The sequence below is a fragment of the Vibrio mimicus CAIM 602 genome, assembly GCF_000338875.1.
Taxonomy (GTDB): domain Bacteria; phylum Pseudomonadota; class Gammaproteobacteria; order Enterobacterales; family Vibrionaceae; genus Vibrio; species Vibrio mimicus.
The window spans coordinates 119,483-137,495 of the sequence record NZ_AOMO01000066.1 but is presented as its reverse complement, the minus strand read 5'-3'; the positions used below and the strand labels follow the sequence as shown (position 1 = coordinate 137,495).

12 protein-coding genes and 1 pseudogene are annotated in these 18,013 nt (G+C 48.5%); 7 read left to right on the top strand and 6 right to left on the bottom strand.

All coding sequences use genetic code 11. The features are described 5' to 3' along the window. Positions 1–42: 42 nt before the first annotated feature. The 4 genes from acnB to hrpB form a co-directional block, all read right to left on the bottom strand. Complete coding sequence (acnB, locus tag D908_RS02880; protein WP_005526872.1) at positions 43–2,640, bottom strand: bifunctional aconitate hydratase 2/2-methylisocitrate dehydratase; 2,598 nt, start codon at positions 2,638–2,640, stop codon at positions 43–45. A 265-nt stretch (positions 2,641–2,905) separates the two neighbouring features. Further along, positions 2,906–5,197, bottom strand: coding sequence for a patatin-like phospholipase family protein (locus tag D908_RS02885; RefSeq protein ID WP_005526870.1), 2,292 nt, complete (start codon positions 5,195–5,197; stop codon positions 2,906–2,908). A gap of 145 nt (positions 5,198–5,342) precedes the next feature. Beyond that, positions 5,343–7,679 (bottom strand): penicillin-binding protein 1B, encoded by a 2,337-nt coding sequence (gene mrcB, locus D908_RS02890; protein WP_032467720.1) that lies wholly within the window; start codon positions 7,677–7,679, stop codon positions 5,343–5,345. Beyond that, on the bottom strand, positions 7,676–10,138 hold the full coding sequence (hrpB, locus tag D908_RS02895) for an ATP-dependent helicase HrpB (protein ID WP_005526867.1): 2,463 nt from the start codon (positions 10,136–10,138) through the stop codon (positions 7,676–7,678). Before hrpB ends, mrcB begins: the two co-directional genes overlap by 4 nt. A gap of 63 nt (positions 10,139–10,201) precedes the next feature. Here hrpB and sfsA point away from each other — a divergent pair, with 63 nt between their 5' ends. From sfsA to panC, 7 genes and pseudogenes are all read left to right on the top strand, one after another. Beyond that, complete coding sequence (sfsA, locus tag D908_RS02900; RefSeq protein ID WP_000545817.1) at positions 10,202–10,936, top strand: DNA/RNA nuclease SfsA; 735 nt, start codon at positions 10,202–10,204, stop codon at positions 10,934–10,936. 124 nt (positions 10,937–11,060) lie between these two features. Next, positions 11,061–11,507 carry an RNA polymerase-binding protein DksA gene (dksA, locus tag D908_RS02905; RefSeq protein ID WP_000140364.1) on the top strand — a complete coding sequence of 149 codons (447 nt, stop codon included), beginning with the start codon at positions 11,061–11,063 and terminating at the stop codon, positions 11,505–11,507. Positions 11,508–11,580: 73 nt separating this feature from the next. Then, complete coding sequence (gluQRS, locus tag D908_RS02910; RefSeq protein ID WP_005526864.1) at positions 11,581–12,471, top strand: tRNA glutamyl-Q(34) synthetase GluQRS; 891 nt, start codon at positions 11,581–11,583, stop codon at positions 12,469–12,471. Positions 12,472–12,561: 90 nt separating this feature from the next. Beyond that, positions 12,562–13,935 carry a polynucleotide adenylyltransferase PcnB gene (gene pcnB, locus D908_RS02915; protein ID WP_001062043.1) on the top strand — a complete coding sequence of 458 codons (1,374 nt, stop codon included), beginning with the start codon at positions 12,562–12,564 and terminating at the stop codon, positions 13,933–13,935. Then, a pseudogene (gene folK, locus D908_RS02920) lies at positions 13,932–14,434 on the top strand (2-amino-4-hydroxy-6-hydroxymethyldihydropteridine diphosphokinase). The gene pcnB and the pseudogene folK overlap by 4 nt, the downstream one beginning before the upstream one ends. Before the next feature lie 2 nt (positions 14,435–14,436). Further along, complete coding sequence (gene panB / locus D908_RS02925) at positions 14,437–15,231, top strand: 3-methyl-2-oxobutanoate hydroxymethyltransferase (RefSeq protein ID WP_000724410.1); 795 nt, start codon at positions 14,437–14,439, stop codon at positions 15,229–15,231. Between the two features lie 10 nt (positions 15,232–15,241). Beyond that, complete coding sequence (gene panC / locus D908_RS02930) at positions 15,242–16,123, top strand: pantoate--beta-alanine ligase (protein WP_001195741.1); 882 nt, start codon at positions 15,242–15,244, stop codon at positions 16,121–16,123. A gap of 65 nt (positions 16,124–16,188) precedes the next feature. On the opposite strand, the gene D908_RS02935 is transcribed toward panC, so the two are convergent. Further along, positions 16,189–16,959, bottom strand: coding sequence for an ABC transporter permease (locus tag D908_RS02935; protein WP_005526859.1), 771 nt, complete (start codon positions 16,957–16,959; stop codon positions 16,189–16,191). Positions 16,960–16,964: 5 nt separating this feature from the next. Beyond that, complete coding sequence (locus D908_RS02940; RefSeq protein ID WP_005526857.1) at positions 16,965–17,882, bottom strand: ABC transporter ATP-binding protein; 918 nt, start codon at positions 17,880–17,882, stop codon at positions 16,965–16,967. Between the last annotated feature and the right edge of the window lie 131 nt (positions 17,883–18,013).

The window sequence follows — 18,013 nt, the reverse complement described above, 5'->3', positions numbered from 1 at the left end:
CCGCGACAAGCGCGGCTTTATTAGATAAACAAATGACTTTGCTTATGCAGGTTCTTGGAAGATCACTGAATCTGCTTTGCTGGTGTATTGACCCATACGATGGAAGTTGAGGTAGCGGTAAGTATCTGCTGCCGCAGCATCAATCTGCTTCGCATATTCCATATACTCAGCCACGCTTGGGATGCGGCCCAGAATCGCCCCAACTGCCGCTAATTCAGCAGAAGAAAGGTAAACGTTAGCACCAGTACCCAAACGGTTCGGGAAGTTACGCGTTGAAGTTGACATCACCGTCGCTTTGTCAGCTACGCGCGCTTGGTTACCCATACACAGTGAACATCCCGGAGTTTCAATACGCACCCCTGCGCGACCAAAAATACCGTAGTAGCCTTCTTCAGTTAGTTGGTCACGATCCATCTTGGTTGGCGGAGCCACCCACAGGCGCGTGTTCAACTGGCCGTTGAATTTATCAAGCAGTTTACCGGCTGCACGGAAGTGACCAATGTTGGTCATACAAGATCCAATGAAGACTTCATTGATCGTTTCACCCGCGCACTCAGAGAGCAGACGTGCATCATCCGGATCGTTTGGTGCACACAATATAGGCTCTTTGATGTCTGCAAGATCAATTTCAATCACATGCGCGTATTCCGCATCTTTGTCCGCTTCCATCAATGCTGGCGTTGCCAGCCAAGCTTCCATCGCCTTGATACGACGCTCAATAGTACGGCGATCGCCATAACCTTCAGCAATCATCCACTTCAGCATCACGATGTTCGAGTTGAGATACTCTTCAATCGACGCTTGTGAAAGCTTCACGGTACAACCTGCCGCAGAACGTTCTGCAGAAGCATCTGAAAGTTCGAATGCTTGCTCAACCGTCAGGTGTTCAACCCCTTCTATCTCCAGAATACGACCAGAGAACTCGTTGATCTTGCCGGCTTTTTCTACCGTGAGCAGACCTTGTTTGATGCCGTAGTAAGGGATGGCATGCACCAGATCACGCAGAGTGATTCCCGGCTGCATTTTGCCTTTGAAGCGAACCAGAATAGATTCCGGCATATCCAGTGGCATCACGCCAGTCGCTGCCGCAAACGCCACCAGACCAGAACCCGCAGGGAAAGAAATACCCAATGGGAAACGAGTATGCGAGTCACCACCAGTACCAACAGTATCAGGGAGCAGCATGCGGTTTAGCCATGAGTGGATAACACCATCACCCGGACGCAGCGATACACCACCGCGGTTCATGATGAAATCAGGCAGGGTGTGGTGAGTTTGTACGTCAACCGGTTTTGGATAAGCAGATGTGTGACAGAAAGACTGCATCACTAAGTCAGCAGAGAAGCCAAGACACGCCAAATCTTTCAGTTCATCACGCGTCATTGGGCCAGTGGTATCTTGCGAACCCACAGTGGTCATTTTAGGTTCACAGTAAGTGCCCGGACGAATGCCTTGCACGCCACACGCTTTACCCACCATCTTTTGCGCAAGCGTGTAGCCTTTACCGTTATCCGCAACTGCAACTGGGCGACGGAATTCTTTTGAGGCTTCCAAACCTAACGCGTGACGCGCTTTATCGGTTAAACCGCGTCCAACGATCAGTGGAATACGGCCACCTGCACGTACTTCATCGTACAGCACATCAGTTTTCAGTTTGAAAGTCGCAAGTACTTCACCAGTCTCGTGGTTACACACTTTGCCTTCAAATGGGTAAACGTCGATCACATCGCCCATATTGAGCTTGGAAACATCCACTTCGATTGGCAGCGCACCAGCATCTTCCATCGTATTGAAGAAGATCGGGGCAATTTTACCGCCCAGAACATAACCACCTGTGCGTTTATTTGGCACGTTAGGAATGTCATCACCCATAAACCACAGCACTGAGTTAGTTGCCGATTTACGTGATGAACCAGTACCCACAACGTCACCCACATAAACCAGTTGGTGACCTTTGGTTTTGAGTGCTTCGATCTGTTTGATCGGGCCAACTTTGCCCGGTACATCCGGTTCAATGCCATCACGAGCGTTTTTGAGCATGGCTAACGCATGCACAGGAATATCAGGACGTGACCATGCATCAGGAGCAGGAGAAAGATCGTCCGTGTTAGTCTCACCTGTCACTTTAAACACAGTTAAGGTTACTTTCTCAGCCAGTGCTGGCTTAGACAAGAACCATTCTGCATCAGCCCAAGATTGCAGCACTTGCTTGGCGAATGAGTTACCCGCTTTGGCTTTCTCTTCTACATCGTAGAAGTTATCAAACATCAATAGCGTATGAGACAGCGCTTTCGCAGCGATTGGTGCCAACGCGCTATCGTCAAGCAAATCAATCAAAGGTTCGATGTTGTAACCGCCTTGCATCGTACCCAGCAGCTCAGCCGCTTTCTCACGACTCACCAAAGGAGAAGCAACTTGTCCTTTGGTTACGGCAGTCAAGAAACCCGCTTTCACATAAGCCGCTTCATCGACACCTGGAGGAATTCGATTTTCAAGTAGGTCAAGAATAAAAGCTTCTTCACCTTGTGGGGGATTTTTCAGAAGTTCTACAAGTCCTGCGACTTGCTCTGCATCTAGGGGTTTAGGTACAACTCCTTCAGCGGCACGCTCTGCGACGTGTTTACGGTAGGCTTCAAGCACGACTTTTTCCTCTCATTGCGGTTCACTCAGTTGATTATAAAAATACGAGCGAACATCCTTGGAAACTTGGCTCTCCCTAGCCCTTGTTTTCACTCAAATTGACTGAGAAACAGCGCCATAGAGGCCAAACTGTGGGCGTCAGAATAGCAAGTTTAACGATAAATTAAAATCTCATCATTTTGACCAACATAGCAACTTGAGACTAAAGTTTTAGCTTTCTCACTGAGTGAAAAGCAATCAGCCCTCCACTCATCTCAAAGTGTGGCTATTTAAATGTGGTACCAATAATGAAGTAGATAGAATCGTAATTTTGTTCGGTACGCCCATAACCAAACATGATTGGCCCAATTGGAGAATTCACCCCAGCAAAGATTGAGCCTGCACCATAGAGCGGTGCGTCTTGTAAGCGGATATCTGGATCGGACCACACACCACCATACTCAATGGATGCCCCTAGATAAACGGGAGAAGTGAACATCCCAAAGTCATTGTCAAACCAACGGTAGCGATAAACGAGATTACCGTAGACCTTGTTCTGACCAATCAGACTATTGCGGGGAATTCCCGATAAATTGAGAAAACCACCGATACTTTTCGGATCAATTGGGGTTGATGAGTGCTTACTTTTTACAACACCCATATCAAGATTTGCGACTAAAGTATGGCGCGAAATGGTGTGTGCTGCGATTAATTTTCCAGAAAATTCAGACACCGTATCTGAGCTGTTGGTTTCATCCGATACAGGATTACTGCCATCAAAACTATCTTTGGAAAGCAGATATTCCAGATCGAAATAAACCCCCTGCTGTGGCAGGCTAAAATCATCCAAAGTGTCATGGCGGTAATCGACAAACACTCCGCGACGTTCAAAAGAAAAATCGCCAAACACAGGTAAGGAAGAGGCTTCTCCATTACCATTGCTGTAACGAGCACCGAGTTTTACTTCTCGCCATAACTCGACCTGATACCCCAATGCCACTTCAGCAATCCATTCCGAATAAGTTATTGGCAAGTAATTTTCAGCTGCGCTCAACGAAGTATCATCAAATCCGCTCAAAGGAGCATTGCGAGTTTCGTTGCTGTAAAGAATCGATGCAGTAGTAAATGTTTTCTGTCCCGAGAGAAAAGGAGAATACAGCTCTGCTTCTATTAGTTTATCCGTACCCATTTCCATATTGAGCGCTAACTCAGCACCGTGGGCGTTAATGTCGGTAAAGTTAGTTGAAACCCCTAAGGCATACTGACTATCGGTTGTGAAATCATCTTCAAGAAAGAAACGAAAGTTAACGTAGTTGGGTCCCCATGATTTCTCACGAACATCAAGTACCAACTGATTGGTATTCTCTTGTTGCTCATATTGATAACGAACCAATTCAAAACGATCTAATGCATATAAATTCTCAACACTTTCTTCGATCTCTTCAGATTTGAGTTTTTGGCCTGAATCTAGATTGAGTTGATTCATTAACAGTCGATCGCTGTAGTGGGTGTGATTACGAAGCACGATCTCGTCAACATTAACATCATCGCCATAGCGCAATGTTTTACGTCGTTCTTCTTTCTCATCAATGTAGTTTTGGTACTGGGCTGAACTCAGTGCGATTTTCTTAAAAAATGCCTGATTGTCCATCGCGACTTGATAGCCCATCGCAAAGGCATCGGGCATTTTGTTAAATTCCGTGGTCTCCATTTTACCCACTTGTGGACGCAGAAGTAGATCACGTTCGGTTAAGTTATCACTTTGCGTTTCCGTACTGCGGCGCACCAAATAGTTGGAGAGCTGATCGGCAACCGTGAGCAAGTTAGTAAAATCTTCTTGGGTTTTGTAGTCGGTACTGATGTCGACTGCGATGATGATATCCGCGCCCATCGCACGTGCAACATCCACAGGCATATTGTTGGTAACACCACCATCCACCAGCCACAAACCGTCAATCTCATAAGGAGGTAATGCACCAGGAACTGACATACTGGCCATCATGGCATCAACTAGAAAGCCTTTATCTAACACGACTTCTTGCAGATGAATGATGTCTGTCGCCACCGCACGGTATGGAATCACCAGTTGGTCAAAGGAGTCAAAAGCCGGAAGGTTTCCTGTGGTTTCACGCAACATGCGCAGCATGTTTTGCCCTTGCACTACGCCTTTGGGTGCGCGAACTTCTCCCCAATGCAAACCAAGGTCAGTGGTAATTTGGTAGCGATCTTCATACTCTTTATCACGCACGCGACGTTGGCTGCGATCAACGCGATCACGATACCCACGGTTCCAATCCACGCTATAGATCAGCGCTTCGATTTCTTCCGCGCTCATCCCGCTCGCGTACAAACCGCCCACATAAGCGCCCATGCTGGTTCCGGTGATGATATCCACTGGGACATGCATTTCTTCCATAGCCCGCAGCACCCCCATATGCGCTGCGCCTTTGGCTCCGCCTCCAGCAAGGACTAACGCGATTTTAGGTCGCTTAACGGCCTGAGCATTAGCTTCTAGTGCCAACGCCAATGGGGTAAACAACACCCCTACCATTACGCTGAATGATACTGCCCACTTCATCACGTTAGTTATCCTCGAAATCCTTAAGAATCAAACCACTATAAACACCTATATTAAGCCGAACAACTTGAAGTTTTCGCCAACTCACCAGCAAATGATAAATTTGTTTGGAGCGGTTTTTCACCAAGCTGCAAGCTGAAAAGGCCTACCATTGAAAGAGTTTTTTAAGCCACTCCGTTGGGCGGTTTTCACACTGCTGTTTTAACTGCTGCTGGGTATCCCAGATTGGCAGTTTAAAGGTGTTGTCACAATCGAGCTTTAAGCCGCCTTGGGTCTGTTTGGCAAACCCGAAGGTAGTGATCCCTTCCGGCCACGGCAACTGTAATCGCTCTGGGATACGGTATTTCAAATACTGTGCATATACGCGCAACGCACCACTTGCTCCTGTGAGCTTGGTCGGTTGGTTGTCATCACGGCCAAGCCAAATGGTCGTTACTTCCCGGCCGTCTATCCCAACAAACCAACTATCACGGTTATCATTGGTGGTTCCGGTTTTACCCGCCAATGCCGCGCTACTGAATTGTGCATTGAGATAACGTCCCGTTCCTTCTTGTACGCCTTGTTTCATCGCATAAGTCGTCAACCAAGCAGCCTGTTGATCCACGGCTTGCGAAACTTTCGGCAGTGATTCATACAGCACATTACCTTCAATATCGAGCACGGAACGCAACGCCGAAAGAGGTGCTTTTTTACCGGAGTTAGTCAGCGTTTGATACATCTGTGCCACTTGATAAGGCGTGAGTGAAAACGAACCAAGCAACATGGATGGCACAGGGCGAACCTCATCACGGTTAACCCCTAGTTTACCTAGCGTCGCCGAAACTTGATCAATCCCTAATTGCATACCCAATCTCACCGTAGGCACATTGAGTGATTGTGCTAGAGCCAGATAGAGCGGCACTTCACCACGGTATTTACGATCGTAGTTTCTCGGTGTCCATGCTGAACCTTCACTGCCTTTTAAGGTGATCGGTTTATCTTCCAGCGTAGTGGCTAAATTGTACTGGTCAGGATGCGTTAACGCAGTGAGGTACACCGCAGGCTTCACCAGAGAACCGATCTGCCGACTCGCATTCAATACTCGGTTAAAGCCGTCGTAACCCGTGCGTTTACCACCCACCATAGCGCGAATTTCACCACTATGCCGATCAACAGCGATCGCCGCAGCTTCCAGATCCTTACCTGCAGTTTTGGCCAGTTGTGGGATCTGATCATGAATCGCTTTTTCTAACTTGGCCTGTGATACAGGATCCAGCGAGGTAAACACACGCAGACCAGAATCGGCTTTAAATTTGTCGCCCAACTTCTCTTTAAGCTCGATCGACACTTGTTGGAAATATGCTGGCTGGCGGCCTGAGATTTGCGCCGTTTTCTGTACATCCAGTGGACGAGTGACCGCTTGTTGATACTCTTTTGCAGTCAGAATATCGTGTTCCATCATCAGCTTGAGCACTAAATCGCGGCGTTCACGCGCCCGTTCCGCAAAGCGCATTGGATTGTAATAAGAAGGCCCTTTGACCATGCCCACCAACAACGCTAATTGATCAATGCGCAACTCTTGCAAGGGCTGGCCAAAATAAAGTCGCGATGCCAAGCCAAAGCCATGTACGGCATCTGCCCCACTTTGCCCTAAATAGACTTCATTGAGATAGGCTTCAAGAATACGATCTTTGCTGTAGCGATAATCAATGATCAACGCCATATACGCTTCACGCAACTTACGCCACAAAGTACGGTCACTCGAGAGGAAAATATTTTTGGCAAGCTGCTGAGTGAGTGTACTGCCACCTTGTACCGTGCGACCCGCTTTGAGGTTCACCACCATGGCACGGCCAATCGCCGTTGGAGAAACACCATCGTGTTGATAGAAATCGCGATCTTCAGTCACGAGCAAAGCATCCACCAGCACTTCAGGGAACTGCTCACGGCGTAAGAAAAGTCGCTGTTCTGGCGAATCTTTTTCCAGCATCCCCATTAGCTTAGGCTCTAAACGCAGATAACCCAGTTCGCGTTTTTGCTCTAACGATTCAATTTTACTCAAACCATTGCTATCAAAAGTGAGCATGACGCGACGATCCGGCTCAGGGCCATCCGCAAATTCAAAAGGACGACGGATCAGCTCAATACGCGTTGAAGAAGAAGAGTATTCACCGGGAAAACGTGGCTGCGCTACTTTACGGTAGTTAAGAACATCCAGCTCATTACGCAGTTCTTGCAAGCTCAAACCACTGCCCGGCTCAAGCGTCAAAATTCGTGCATACACCACGGTCGGCAAATCAAACAGTTGCCCTTCAAAGCGCTGCTTAATCATTGAATCAAGATAAATGCCGATAAATACCAGCACGGCTGTGACTGCGAGCGCCACTTTCCAAGCCAAACTCCAAATCCTTTTTAGCCAAATTCGCGGCTTTGAGGAGGAAATGGCGTTACCACTGCGCGCTTTGCGACTGCGCGGCTTATTACTGCTGCTTTTTCTTGTCATGCGTTAAATTGTCGTTTGGTTTTACTGGTTGCCACATGGTTGGCAGGATCATCCGGCCACACATGTTTTGGGTAGCGGCCTTTCATCTCTTTTTGAACTTCTTTATAAGCGCCCGCCCAGAAACTGGCGAGATCGCGTGTCACTTGCAAAGGGCGTTGTGCTGGAGAAAGCAATTCCATCACCACTGCACGAGTACCTTTGGCGACTCTAGGAGAGGTTTGCTCACCAAACACTTCCTGCATGCGCACTGACAACGTTGGCTCCATCCCCGACTGATAACGGATTTTTTTGTGATTCCCCGTTGGCAACAAATGATGCGTCGGCAGCCACTCGTCAAGCTGCTGACTGAGCGACCACCCAAGATAATGCTTGAGTGCTTCCAATACGGAGACATTCTGCAAACCTTTTACTGAGGTCACGCCCGCTAAATAAGGCTCTAACCACAGTTCTAAGTGCTTCAGCAGTGCGTCATCATCCAACGCTGGCCACGCTTCTTCCGGTAGCCATTCGGCTGCACAACGCGCACGGGCTAGCCATTCGATCGCTTCTTCGCGCCACTGTAACACTGTTAAGCCTTTGCGCCGTACATAGCTCAGCAAAGCTTGTGTCATTTTTTGTTTATCTGGCTCAGGCAATCTTTCACGACGCACCACCAATTGATCAATGCGCCACTGCGCTTCAGCACTCAATCTGCCTGCTTTTTCATCCCAATCCACTTGCTCAACGCGGCTGATGAGTTGCGGCAATAAGCGTTCAAGCGCGTTGATGTCTAGCTCAAGCGCACTGAAAACTTGACTAGCTTGGGCTTGGCCACGCATCAAATCCAAGGCGACCAGATATTCCGCCGCTGACAAACGCTCTTCCACTGCTAGCCAAGCACCATGACCATTGGCCAGCAAAAACTGCCCCATTTGTTGGCCGCGCTGCTGAGCAATTCGATCTGGAAATGCCAAACACGCCACTAACGGAAGCCATACCGAATCGACCGCGGATAATGAAAATGCGGTATCCAACTTATGCGCCAAAACCTGTGCGCGCTGTATCAGCAGTTTTTGTTTCGGATGGCGGCCTTGCTGCCAGCGGTGCAAGCTGTGCTGCACATCAACAACCTGTCGTTCAGGCTCTTCCAATAACACCGCCAAAGCCAATGCGCTTTGAAGTGCGGATTCACCCAAATGATCCGCATTGAGCAGCATAGCGGCAATACGCGGCTCAACACCGAGTCGGTGTGCTTCTTTGCCCGACGCAGTCAATTGCGCGCGTTCATCCAAAAGGCCAAGACGTTGCAACAGTTGCTGTGCCTGCGCAAAAGCGCTGCTCGGCGGCAAATTCAACCACGCTAAGTCCGCGGGTTGCGCGCCCCATTGCGCAAGCTCTAACGCCAGCGGCGCTAAATCGCTGTGTAAAATTTCAGGCTCTGGCACCCAAGGTTGCTGTTTGAGCTGCACTTCGCTGTACAAACGCACGCAAATACCTGGTTCTAAACGCCCTGCACGCCCTGCCCGTTGCTCGGCAGAAGACTGCGCAATGCGCACTTGTTCAAGACGAGTAATGCCCGTTTTAAGATCAAAACGCGCACTACGTTCGAGTCCACTATCAAGCACTATTCGAATGCCTTCGATAGTGAGCGAGGTTTCGGCAATATTAGTCGCCAATACCACTTTGCGCCGCCCCGGCGCAGTTGGTGCAATCGCACGCTGCTGCGCGGCGAACTCCATCTGTCCATACAGTGGGCAGATTTCAATCTCGTTGGCCAAATCGCTCAGTTGTTCAGTTAACTGGTTAATGCTCGCCGCACCCGGCAAAAACGCCAGCAGTGAGCCAGTTTCATGTTGCAACAGATGGCGAATTTGTCGTTGCATCGCCGGAACCAAAGGCTCATCGACGCGTAGAGGTTGATAGCGGATATCAATCGGAAAACCGCGCCCTTGTGATTCGACATAATCAGCCTGTGGCAATAGGTTTTGCAGAGCTTGTTGCTCTAGCGTTGCCGACATCACCACGATTTTTAAATCTTCACGCAGTGCGGATTGCACTTCGAGCGCTAATGCCAAAGCCGTATCCGCGTGAATGCTGCGCTCATGAAACTCATCGAAAATCAGCACATCGACCCCGTTCAGTTCAGGGTCGTTTTGTAGCATGCGGGTCATAATGCCTTCGGTGACAATCTCCAACTGCGTTGCACGGCTAACTCGGTTTTCACCACGCACCCGATAACCCACTCGCTGCCCCACCTCTTCACCTAATTGCTGCGCCAAATAACGGGCAATGTTGCGCGCAGCCAAACGCCTTGGCTCCAGCATGATGATTTTGCCGTTGAACAATCCCGCTTGCAGCAACTGCAACGGAAAGTAGGTAGACTTACCAGCACCCGGCGCGGCTTTAAGGATAAGTTGCGGAGATTGAGCAATACCAGCCAACAGCTTAGGCATCACCTCAATAATGGGCAGTTGTGACAAGGGCGGTTCCTGTATGATTAAATGGCCGCGCCATTGTACATAAAAAAAGAGAAGAATAGAGACATGCACTTTTCCCCGTCACTGCAAAAAGGAACCCTGCTCAAACGTTACAAACGCTTTTTGGCCGACGTGGCACTAGATGATGGTTCGGTGATCACCATGCACTGTGCAAATACCGGAGCAATGACCGGATGTGCCGAACCGGGCAGTACCGTTTGGTTCTCTACATCTGATAATCCCAAACGTAAATACGCCCACAGTTGGGAGCTAACGGAGACAAAAGAGGGTCACTGGATTTGCGTGAACACCGCACGTGCCAACACGTTAGTCGTGGAAGCCATCTTGGCAGGGCGTATTCCCCAGTTGCAGGGTTATGATGAGCTCAGCACAGAAGTGAAGTACGGCCATGAAAATAGCCGTATCGACATCTTGCTAAAGTCAGATTCTCAACCAAACTGCTTTATAGAAGTGAAAAGCGTCACTCTTTTGGATGAGATTCAAGGCGATAAAGGACAAGGTTACTTCCCTGATGCAGTCACAACACGCGGGCAAAAACATCTGCGTGAGCTGGCAGAAATGGCCAAAGATGGAAGCAGGTCGGTACTTTTGTTTGCTGTTTTGCATTCGGGGATTGAAAAAGTCTCTCCCGCTCTCCATATAGACGCGAACTATTCACAGTTGCTAAAAGCGGCACAGGAAGCAGGGGTGGAAGTGTTGTGCTACAAGGCATCACTTTCCGAGCACGAAATTCAAATAGTATCTGAGGTCAAATTTGCCCATCAAGTGCCAAAAAATTGATGGTGTCTTCACATTGACGATAACTTTACGTTGGATTGTTTGCCTCCCCCACTTCTTTTTGCTATAGATACCCGCCTTAAATTTAACTGCTCTCGCAGTTGACTAGGGTTAGTAGGAGATCTGTATGACAGAGTCTAAAAAGAAAACGCTAGGCATCCTAGCCATTGCTGGTGTTGAGCCATATCAGGAAAAGCCGGGTGAAGAGTATATGTCACCTGCGCAAATCACACATTTTACAAAAATTTTGGAAGCGTGGCGCAACCAACTGAGAGAAGAAGTGGACCGTACCGTTCACCACATGCAGGATGAAGCAGCCAACTTCCCAGACCCTGTTGACCGTGCTTCTCAAGAAGAAGAGTTCAGCTTAGAACTGCGTAACCGTGACCGTGAGCGCCGACTGATCAAGAAAATCGAAAAGACTCTCGACAAGATTAAAGAAGAGGATTTCGGTTTCTGTGAATCATGTGGTGTGGAAATCGGAATTCGCCGTCTAGAAGCGCGCCCAACTGCTGATCTGTGTATCGATTGCAAAACACTCGCTGAAATCAAAGAAAAGCAAATGCTTGGCTAAGATGAAATAGCAAGGAAAAGGGAGCACAGGCTCCCTTTTCTTGTTTCTTTGCATTTGAAAGGTAAATCGCCCTATGAATTATATTGGTCGTTTCGCCCCTTCTCCTTCCGGCCCCTTACATTTTGGTTCGTTGATTGCTGCCTTGGGGAGCTATTTCCAAGCCAAAGCCAATCAAGGAAAGTGGTTGGTACGCATTGAAGATCTTGACCCGCCCCGCGAAATGCCGGGAGCCGCAGCACACATTCTACGTACACTAGAAACGTATGACCTACACTGGGATGACTCAGTGGTTTACCAAAGCCAACGTCACGCCTTGTACCAAGACCAAATCAATGAATGGCTCGCCACAGGACAAGCCTACTACTGCCAGTGCACCCGAAAAGAAATCAAAGCCATGGGTGGGTTTTATAACGGCCACTGCAAAAGCCATCCGCCAGCTCAGCATCAAGACTGCTCGATTCGGCTGCGTATGGATAACCCGGTACAAAATTTCATTGATTTGAAACACGGCTCAATCACCATACCAAAGGCATTAGCAGAAGAGGATTTCATCATCAAACGTCGTGATGGGTTGTTTGCTTATAACCTCGCGGTGGTGCTTGATGATATTGACCAAGGTGTTACCCAAGTGGTGCGCGGTGCGGATCTGATTGAACCCACCGGACGGCAAATCAGCCTGTATCACACTTTAAAACAAAAGCCGGTCAGCTACTTACATTTGCCTTTGGCGATGGATGGTAACGGGAATAAACTCTCGAAACAGAATCACGCTCCGGCGATTGAGCCATCAGATCCTAGACAGACGATTTTGCATGCCATGCAGTTTTTAGGCTTTGCATTACCCGCGGATTTTTCCGATGCGGATACCGAGCAAATGCTGGCTTGGGGATGCCAAAATTGGCAGGTGAGCCAACTACCGGAAGCGATCGAGATCACACCAAGATTCTCAAATGGTCCTGCTTAAGCTATTATTAGCGCCAAATTCCGTCCGTTTGAGCGTCAAATTAAGCAGCGTAGCGCTTACAGCGGCAACAGCAATCATTGTCAGAAGCACATGAATAATAACGATTTTGAACCGAGCAACACTCGCACATATCCAGACTTAGCTTTGACTATTATTCCGCGTCAGGAACACCCTATCTCGCGTCAGCAGATCAGCGAAAATGCACTGAAAGTGCTCTATCGCTTGCATGGCGCAGGGTTTGAAGCCTTCCTCGTCGGTGGTGGTGTGCGTGACTTACTCCTTGGCGGCAAGCCAAAAGACTTTGATGTGGCCACCAACGCTACACCAGAGCAGCTGCGCCAACTGTTTCGTAACTGTCGTCTGATTGGTCGCCGTTTTCGTCTAGCACACATTATGTTTGGACGCGACATCGTCGAAGTCGCCACTTTCCGTGGCCATCATCAAGAGACGAGCCAAAGCCAAAATATTGCTGCGCAATCGGAAGCTGGCATGCTGCTACGCGACAACGTATACGGCACGATTGATGAAGATGCCGAGCGCCGCGACTTCACCATCAATGCGATGTATTACAACATTGCGGACTACAGCATTCACGACTATGCCGGTGGCATGGAAGATCTTGAAGATCGCCTAGTGCGTCTGATTGGCGATCCGGAAACACGTTATCGCGAGGATCCGGTGCGTATGCTGCGTGCGGTGCGTTTTGCGGTCAAACTCGATTTTGATATTGAGGAAGACACGGCCGAGCCGATTGAGCACCTTGCGCCGCTGCTGCGTGATATTCCCGCTGCTCGTCTTTATGAAGAGTCGCTCAAAATGCTGCAAGCGGGTCATGGTTTAGAAACCTACCACTTGATGCGTCAATACAATCTGTTCCAGCAGCTTTTCCCAACCATTGCAGAACATTTCACCGCTGATCACAGCTCACAAACCGAGCAGATGTTGGATTTAGTGCTGGATGCAACCGATATTCGTGTCGAAGAAGATTTACGTATCAACCCGGCCTTTATGTTTGCAGCCATGCTGTGGTATCCGATGATCAGTCTGGCCGACCAACTGATGGAGTCACTCAGCCTCCACGAATTTGATGCCATGACGGAAGCCAGTAACCGCATCTTAGATGAAGTAGTCAAACGCATTGCGATCCCGCGTCGTCACACCACGACCATTCGTGATATTTGGCAGTTACAACAACGCTTACCACGTCGCAGTGGCAAACGTGCCTTCCGTTTGTTGGAACTGAGCAAGTTCCGCGCAGGCTTTGATTTCCTCGAAATGCGTGGCGAAATTGAAGGTGGAGAAACCAAGCAATTAGCTGAATGGTGGGCCACTTTCCAAAACGCGGGGCGCAATATGCGTCAGGCGATGGTCGGTGACATGGGGAACGCTACTGGCACGGGTAAACCTAGCTCACGCCGTCGTAAACCATCACGTAATAAGCATAAGAGTAAATCGAGCGAATGATGCTTGCCTACATTGCGATTGGCAGTAACTTGGGCGACCCTGTCGCTCAAGCCCAACAAGCCATACAACAGCTTACTCAATTACCGAAGTCGCGCCTTATCGCGGCTTCATCGCTCTATAGCAGCACACCAATGGGACCGCAAAATCAGCCGGATTACATTAATGCGGTAGCGGCCATTGAAACCGAATTAACGCCACTGGAACTGCTCGATTGCACACAACGCATTGAACTGGAACAGGGGCGTGTCCGTAAAGACGAACGATGGGGACCGAGAACACTCGATCTCGATATTGTGCTTTACGGCAATGAGGTGATAGAGACCGAGCGTCTCACCATTCCTCACTATGGAATGAAAGTACGTGAATTCGTACTGTATCCGCTCGCGGAAATCGCACCAAATTTAACTCTCCCTGACGGGACTGAAATCCAAGCGCTATTGCAACAAGTACCGCTCAATGGCTCAGCATTTGGCATTCGCCAACGTCGAGTAAGGACTAACAATGAAAAAAATTACCATAAACGACCTGATGAAATGGAAGCAGGAAGGTCGCAAATTTGCTACATCAACCGCTTATGATGCGAGTTTTGCTCAGTTATTTGAGAGCCAAGAAATGCCGGTCCTGTTGGTCGGTGATTCACTTGGCATGGTGTTACAAGGAGAAGCCGACACCTTACCCGTGACGGTGGATGAGATTGCCTACCACACCCGTTGTGTACGTAAAGGCAGCCCAAATTGTTTGCTCATGGCGGATATGCCTTTCATGAGCTACGCCACGCCAGAACAAGCGTGTGAAAACGCTGCCAAACTGGTTCGCGCCGGTGCGAACATGGTGAAAATTGAAGGTGGCGATTGGTTAGTCGACACCGTAAAAATGTTGACTGAACGTGCAGTGCCAGTGTGTGCTCACCTCGGTTTAACGCCGCAGTCGGTCAATATTTTTGGTGGCTACAAAGTACAAGGCCGCGAGCAAGATAAAGCGGATCGCATGGTACGTGATGCGTTAGCTCTGCAAGAAGCGGGAGCACAAATTGTCCTGCTGGAATGCGTTCCTGCCGAATTGGCAAACCGCATCACTCAACTTCTTGATGTCCCTGTGATTGGTATTGGTGCTGGCAACGGCACAGATGGTCAAATCCTCGTAATGCACGATATGTTTGGAATTTCGGCGAACTACATGCCAAAATTCTCGAAAAATTTCTTGGCTGAGACGGGCGACATTCGCCAAGCCGTTGCCAAGTATATCGAAGATGTCGAGAGTGGCGCTTTCCCAGATCTCGCTCATACCATTGCCTAAGGAGTCATTCATGCAAGTTTTTGCTGACATTGCCGTTCTTCGCGAGCAAATCAAACAGATCAAGCGTGAGGGCCGCCGAGTCGCTTTTGTGCCGACCATGGGTAATTTACATGAAGGCCATTTAACTCTGGTTCGTAAAGCTCGTGAACTTGCCGATGTGGTAGTCGTGAGTATTTTCGTCAACCCGATGCAATTTGACCGCGCGGAAGATTTGAAAAACTACCCACGCACCCTAGAAGACGATTTGAGTAAACTCAATGGTGAAGGGGTTGATCTCGTATTAACGCCGACCCCGGAAACCATGTACCCACAAGGTTTGGATAAACAAACCTTTGTTGAAGTACCGGGACTTTCCTTCATGCTGGAAGGCGCTTCTCGCCCAGGTCATTTCCGTGGTGTAGCAACGATCGTCACTAAGCTGTTTAACATTGTGCAGCCAGATGTGGCCTGCTTTGGCGAAAAAGATTTCCAACAATTGGCGGTGATCCGTCAAATGGTGGAAGATCTGTGCATGGATATCGAAATTGTCGGCGTTGCTACCGTTCGTGAATTGGATGGTCTTGCAATGAGTTCACGTAATAATTTACTGACGCTCGATGAGCGCCAACGCGCACCAGTATTGGCTCGCACCATGCGCTGGATTAACAGTGCGATCCGTGGTGGTCGTGATGATTATCCATCGATCATTGAAGATGCCGTGGATCAGCTGCGCGCAGCCGATCTGGAACCAGATGAAATCTTTATCCGTGATGCACGTACTCTATTGCCAATCAGCAGTGAAAGTAAGCAAGCGGTAATTCTGATGTCAGCCTTCTTAGGTAAGGTACGCTTGATTGATAACCAAGTCCTCGACTTACAATCAGAAAGCAAATCTGGCAACGAAGAAGAATAATTTCTCTCTCTTCTGGATCAAAAAAGGTCAACCTCGGTTGACCTTTTTTATATCTATTGACTCAACTAGCTGCGTAGCCCTTTGCCTTTGGTCACCAAATAATGCGCCACACAGTACAGCGCCACCACAAAGGCCATTAACACTGTAAACGAAGTCGTGATATCCACATCCGACACACCTAGAAAACCGTAGCGGAAGGCATTGACCATGTAGACGATGGGATTGATCTTCGAGACACCCTGCCAAAATTCAGGCAGCAAACTTATCGAATAGAATACTCCACCGAGGTAAGTCAGCGGCGTGAGGACAAAGGTCGGGACAATCGAGATGTCATCGAAAGTTTTGGCAAACACCGCGTTAATCAAGCCGCCGAGTGAAAAGACCACGGAAGTTAAAAATACGGTCGCGATAATGATGCCCCAATGATCAACATTGAGATCGACAAACAGCAGCGAAACCGCCGTTACCATAGCCCCAACTAGTAAGCCACGCGCCACACCACCCATTACGTAGCCAGCAATGATCACATAGTTTGGCACTGGAGCGACCAACAGTTCTTCAATGTTCTTTTGAAATTTAGAGCTAAAGAAAGACGAAGCCACATTGGAATAGGAGTTGGTGATTACCGACATCATGATGAGGCCGGGCACTATGTATTCCATGTAACTGAAACCGTTCATTTCACCGATTCGAGAGCCGATCAAGTTACCAAAAATGATGAAGTAAAGCGTCATAGTGATGGCTGGTGGAACCAAAGTTTGCACCCAAATACGGGTAAAACGATTAATTTCTTTACCCAGCAGACTGCAAAATGCCGTCCAATAAATTTGATACATGCTGATTAACCTCGCTTACCACTATTCACTATGCTGACAAACAGCTCTTCCAAACGATTTACTTTATTGCGCATAGAAAGCACCTTCACCCCTTGCTCGGTGAGTTGAGTAAACACATGGTTGATCCCTTGGCTTTTTTCTAATTCGATCTCCAGCGAACCTTCCACCATCTGCTGTTTCACCACATCTTGCAGTGGAGCAATAGTTTCGGTGCCATCGACATCCAAAACGAAGGTTTCAACATGCAGCTTACCAAGCAGAGATTTCATGGTGGTGTTTTCTATCAGCTCGCCGCGTTGAATGATGCCAATGTGGCGACAGAGCATTTCCGCTTCTTCGAGATAGTGGGTGGTGAGAATAATCGTCACCCCTTGTGCGTTAATCTGCTTGAGGAACTCCCACATCGAACGGCGCAATTCAATATCAACTCCCGCCGTCGGTTCATCAAGGATTAGCAATTGCGGTTCATGCATTAAAGCGCGCGCAATCATCAAACGGCGTTTCATACCACCGGAGAGGTTTCTTGCTCGTTCGCTGCGTTTTTCCCACAAATCGAGTTGAGTCAGGTATTTTTTCGCACGCTCTTTGGCTAACACTTTAGGCACACCGTAGTAACCCGCTTGCTGAAGTACGATCTGCTCGACCGTTTCAAACGGGTTAAAGTTAAACTCTTGCGGCACTAAGCCGAGCTGCTGTTTGGCGAGTTCAAGCTGTGAATCGAGATCGTAACCAAACACGGTCACCTTGCCGGATGTTTTGTTGACCAGTGATGAAATGATACCAATCGTGGTCGATTTACCTGCCCCGTTTGGCCCCAGCAAAGCGTAAAAATCGCCTTTTTTGACTTGCAGACTAATACCTTTGAGCGCTTCAAAGCCACCTGCGTAAGTTTTTTTAAGTTGTTCTATTTCCAGTGCGTACATGGCAGAAACCTTGTTATCAATAACAACCACGATGTTGCGCTTTTATGGCGCTTTTTCAACCCCTTATTAGCTAAGGGCAATCATTAATACAGAAATAGCTAATATAGTTTTCCATTTCATGATTTTTACAC

Coding starts and splice junctions, on each gene's coding strand:
- panB (WP_000724410.1), top strand. CDS start 14,437: ATGAAAAAAATTACCATAAACGACCTGATGAAATGGAAGCAGGAAGGT.
- sfsA (WP_000545817.1), top strand. CDS start 10,202: ATGCACTTTTCCCCGTCACTGCAAAAAGGAACCCTGCTCAAACGTTAC.
- mrcB (WP_032467720.1), bottom strand. CDS start 7,679: ATGACAAGAAAAAGCAGCAGTAATAAGCCGCGCAGTCGCAAAGCGCGC.
- D908_RS02940 (WP_005526857.1), bottom strand. CDS start 17,882: ATGTACGCACTGGAAATAGAACAACTTAAAAAAACTTACGCAGGTGGC.
- panC (WP_001195741.1), top strand. CDS start 15,242: ATGCAAGTTTTTGCTGACATTGCCGTTCTTCGCGAGCAAATCAAACAG.
- dksA (WP_000140364.1), top strand. CDS start 11,061: ATGACAGAGTCTAAAAAGAAAACGCTAGGCATCCTAGCCATTGCTGGT.
- D908_RS02935 (WP_005526859.1), bottom strand. CDS start 16,959: ATGTATCAAATTTATTGGACGGCATTTTGCAGTCTGCTGGGTAAAGAA.
- pcnB (WP_001062043.1), top strand. CDS start 12,562: ATGAATAATAACGATTTTGAACCGAGCAACACTCGCACATATCCAGAC.
- D908_RS02885 (WP_005526870.1), bottom strand. CDS start 5,197: ATGAAGTGGGCAGTATCATTCAGCGTAATGGTAGGGGTGTTGTTTACC.
- gluQRS (WP_005526864.1), top strand. CDS start 11,581: ATGAATTATATTGGTCGTTTCGCCCCTTCTCCTTCCGGCCCCTTACAT.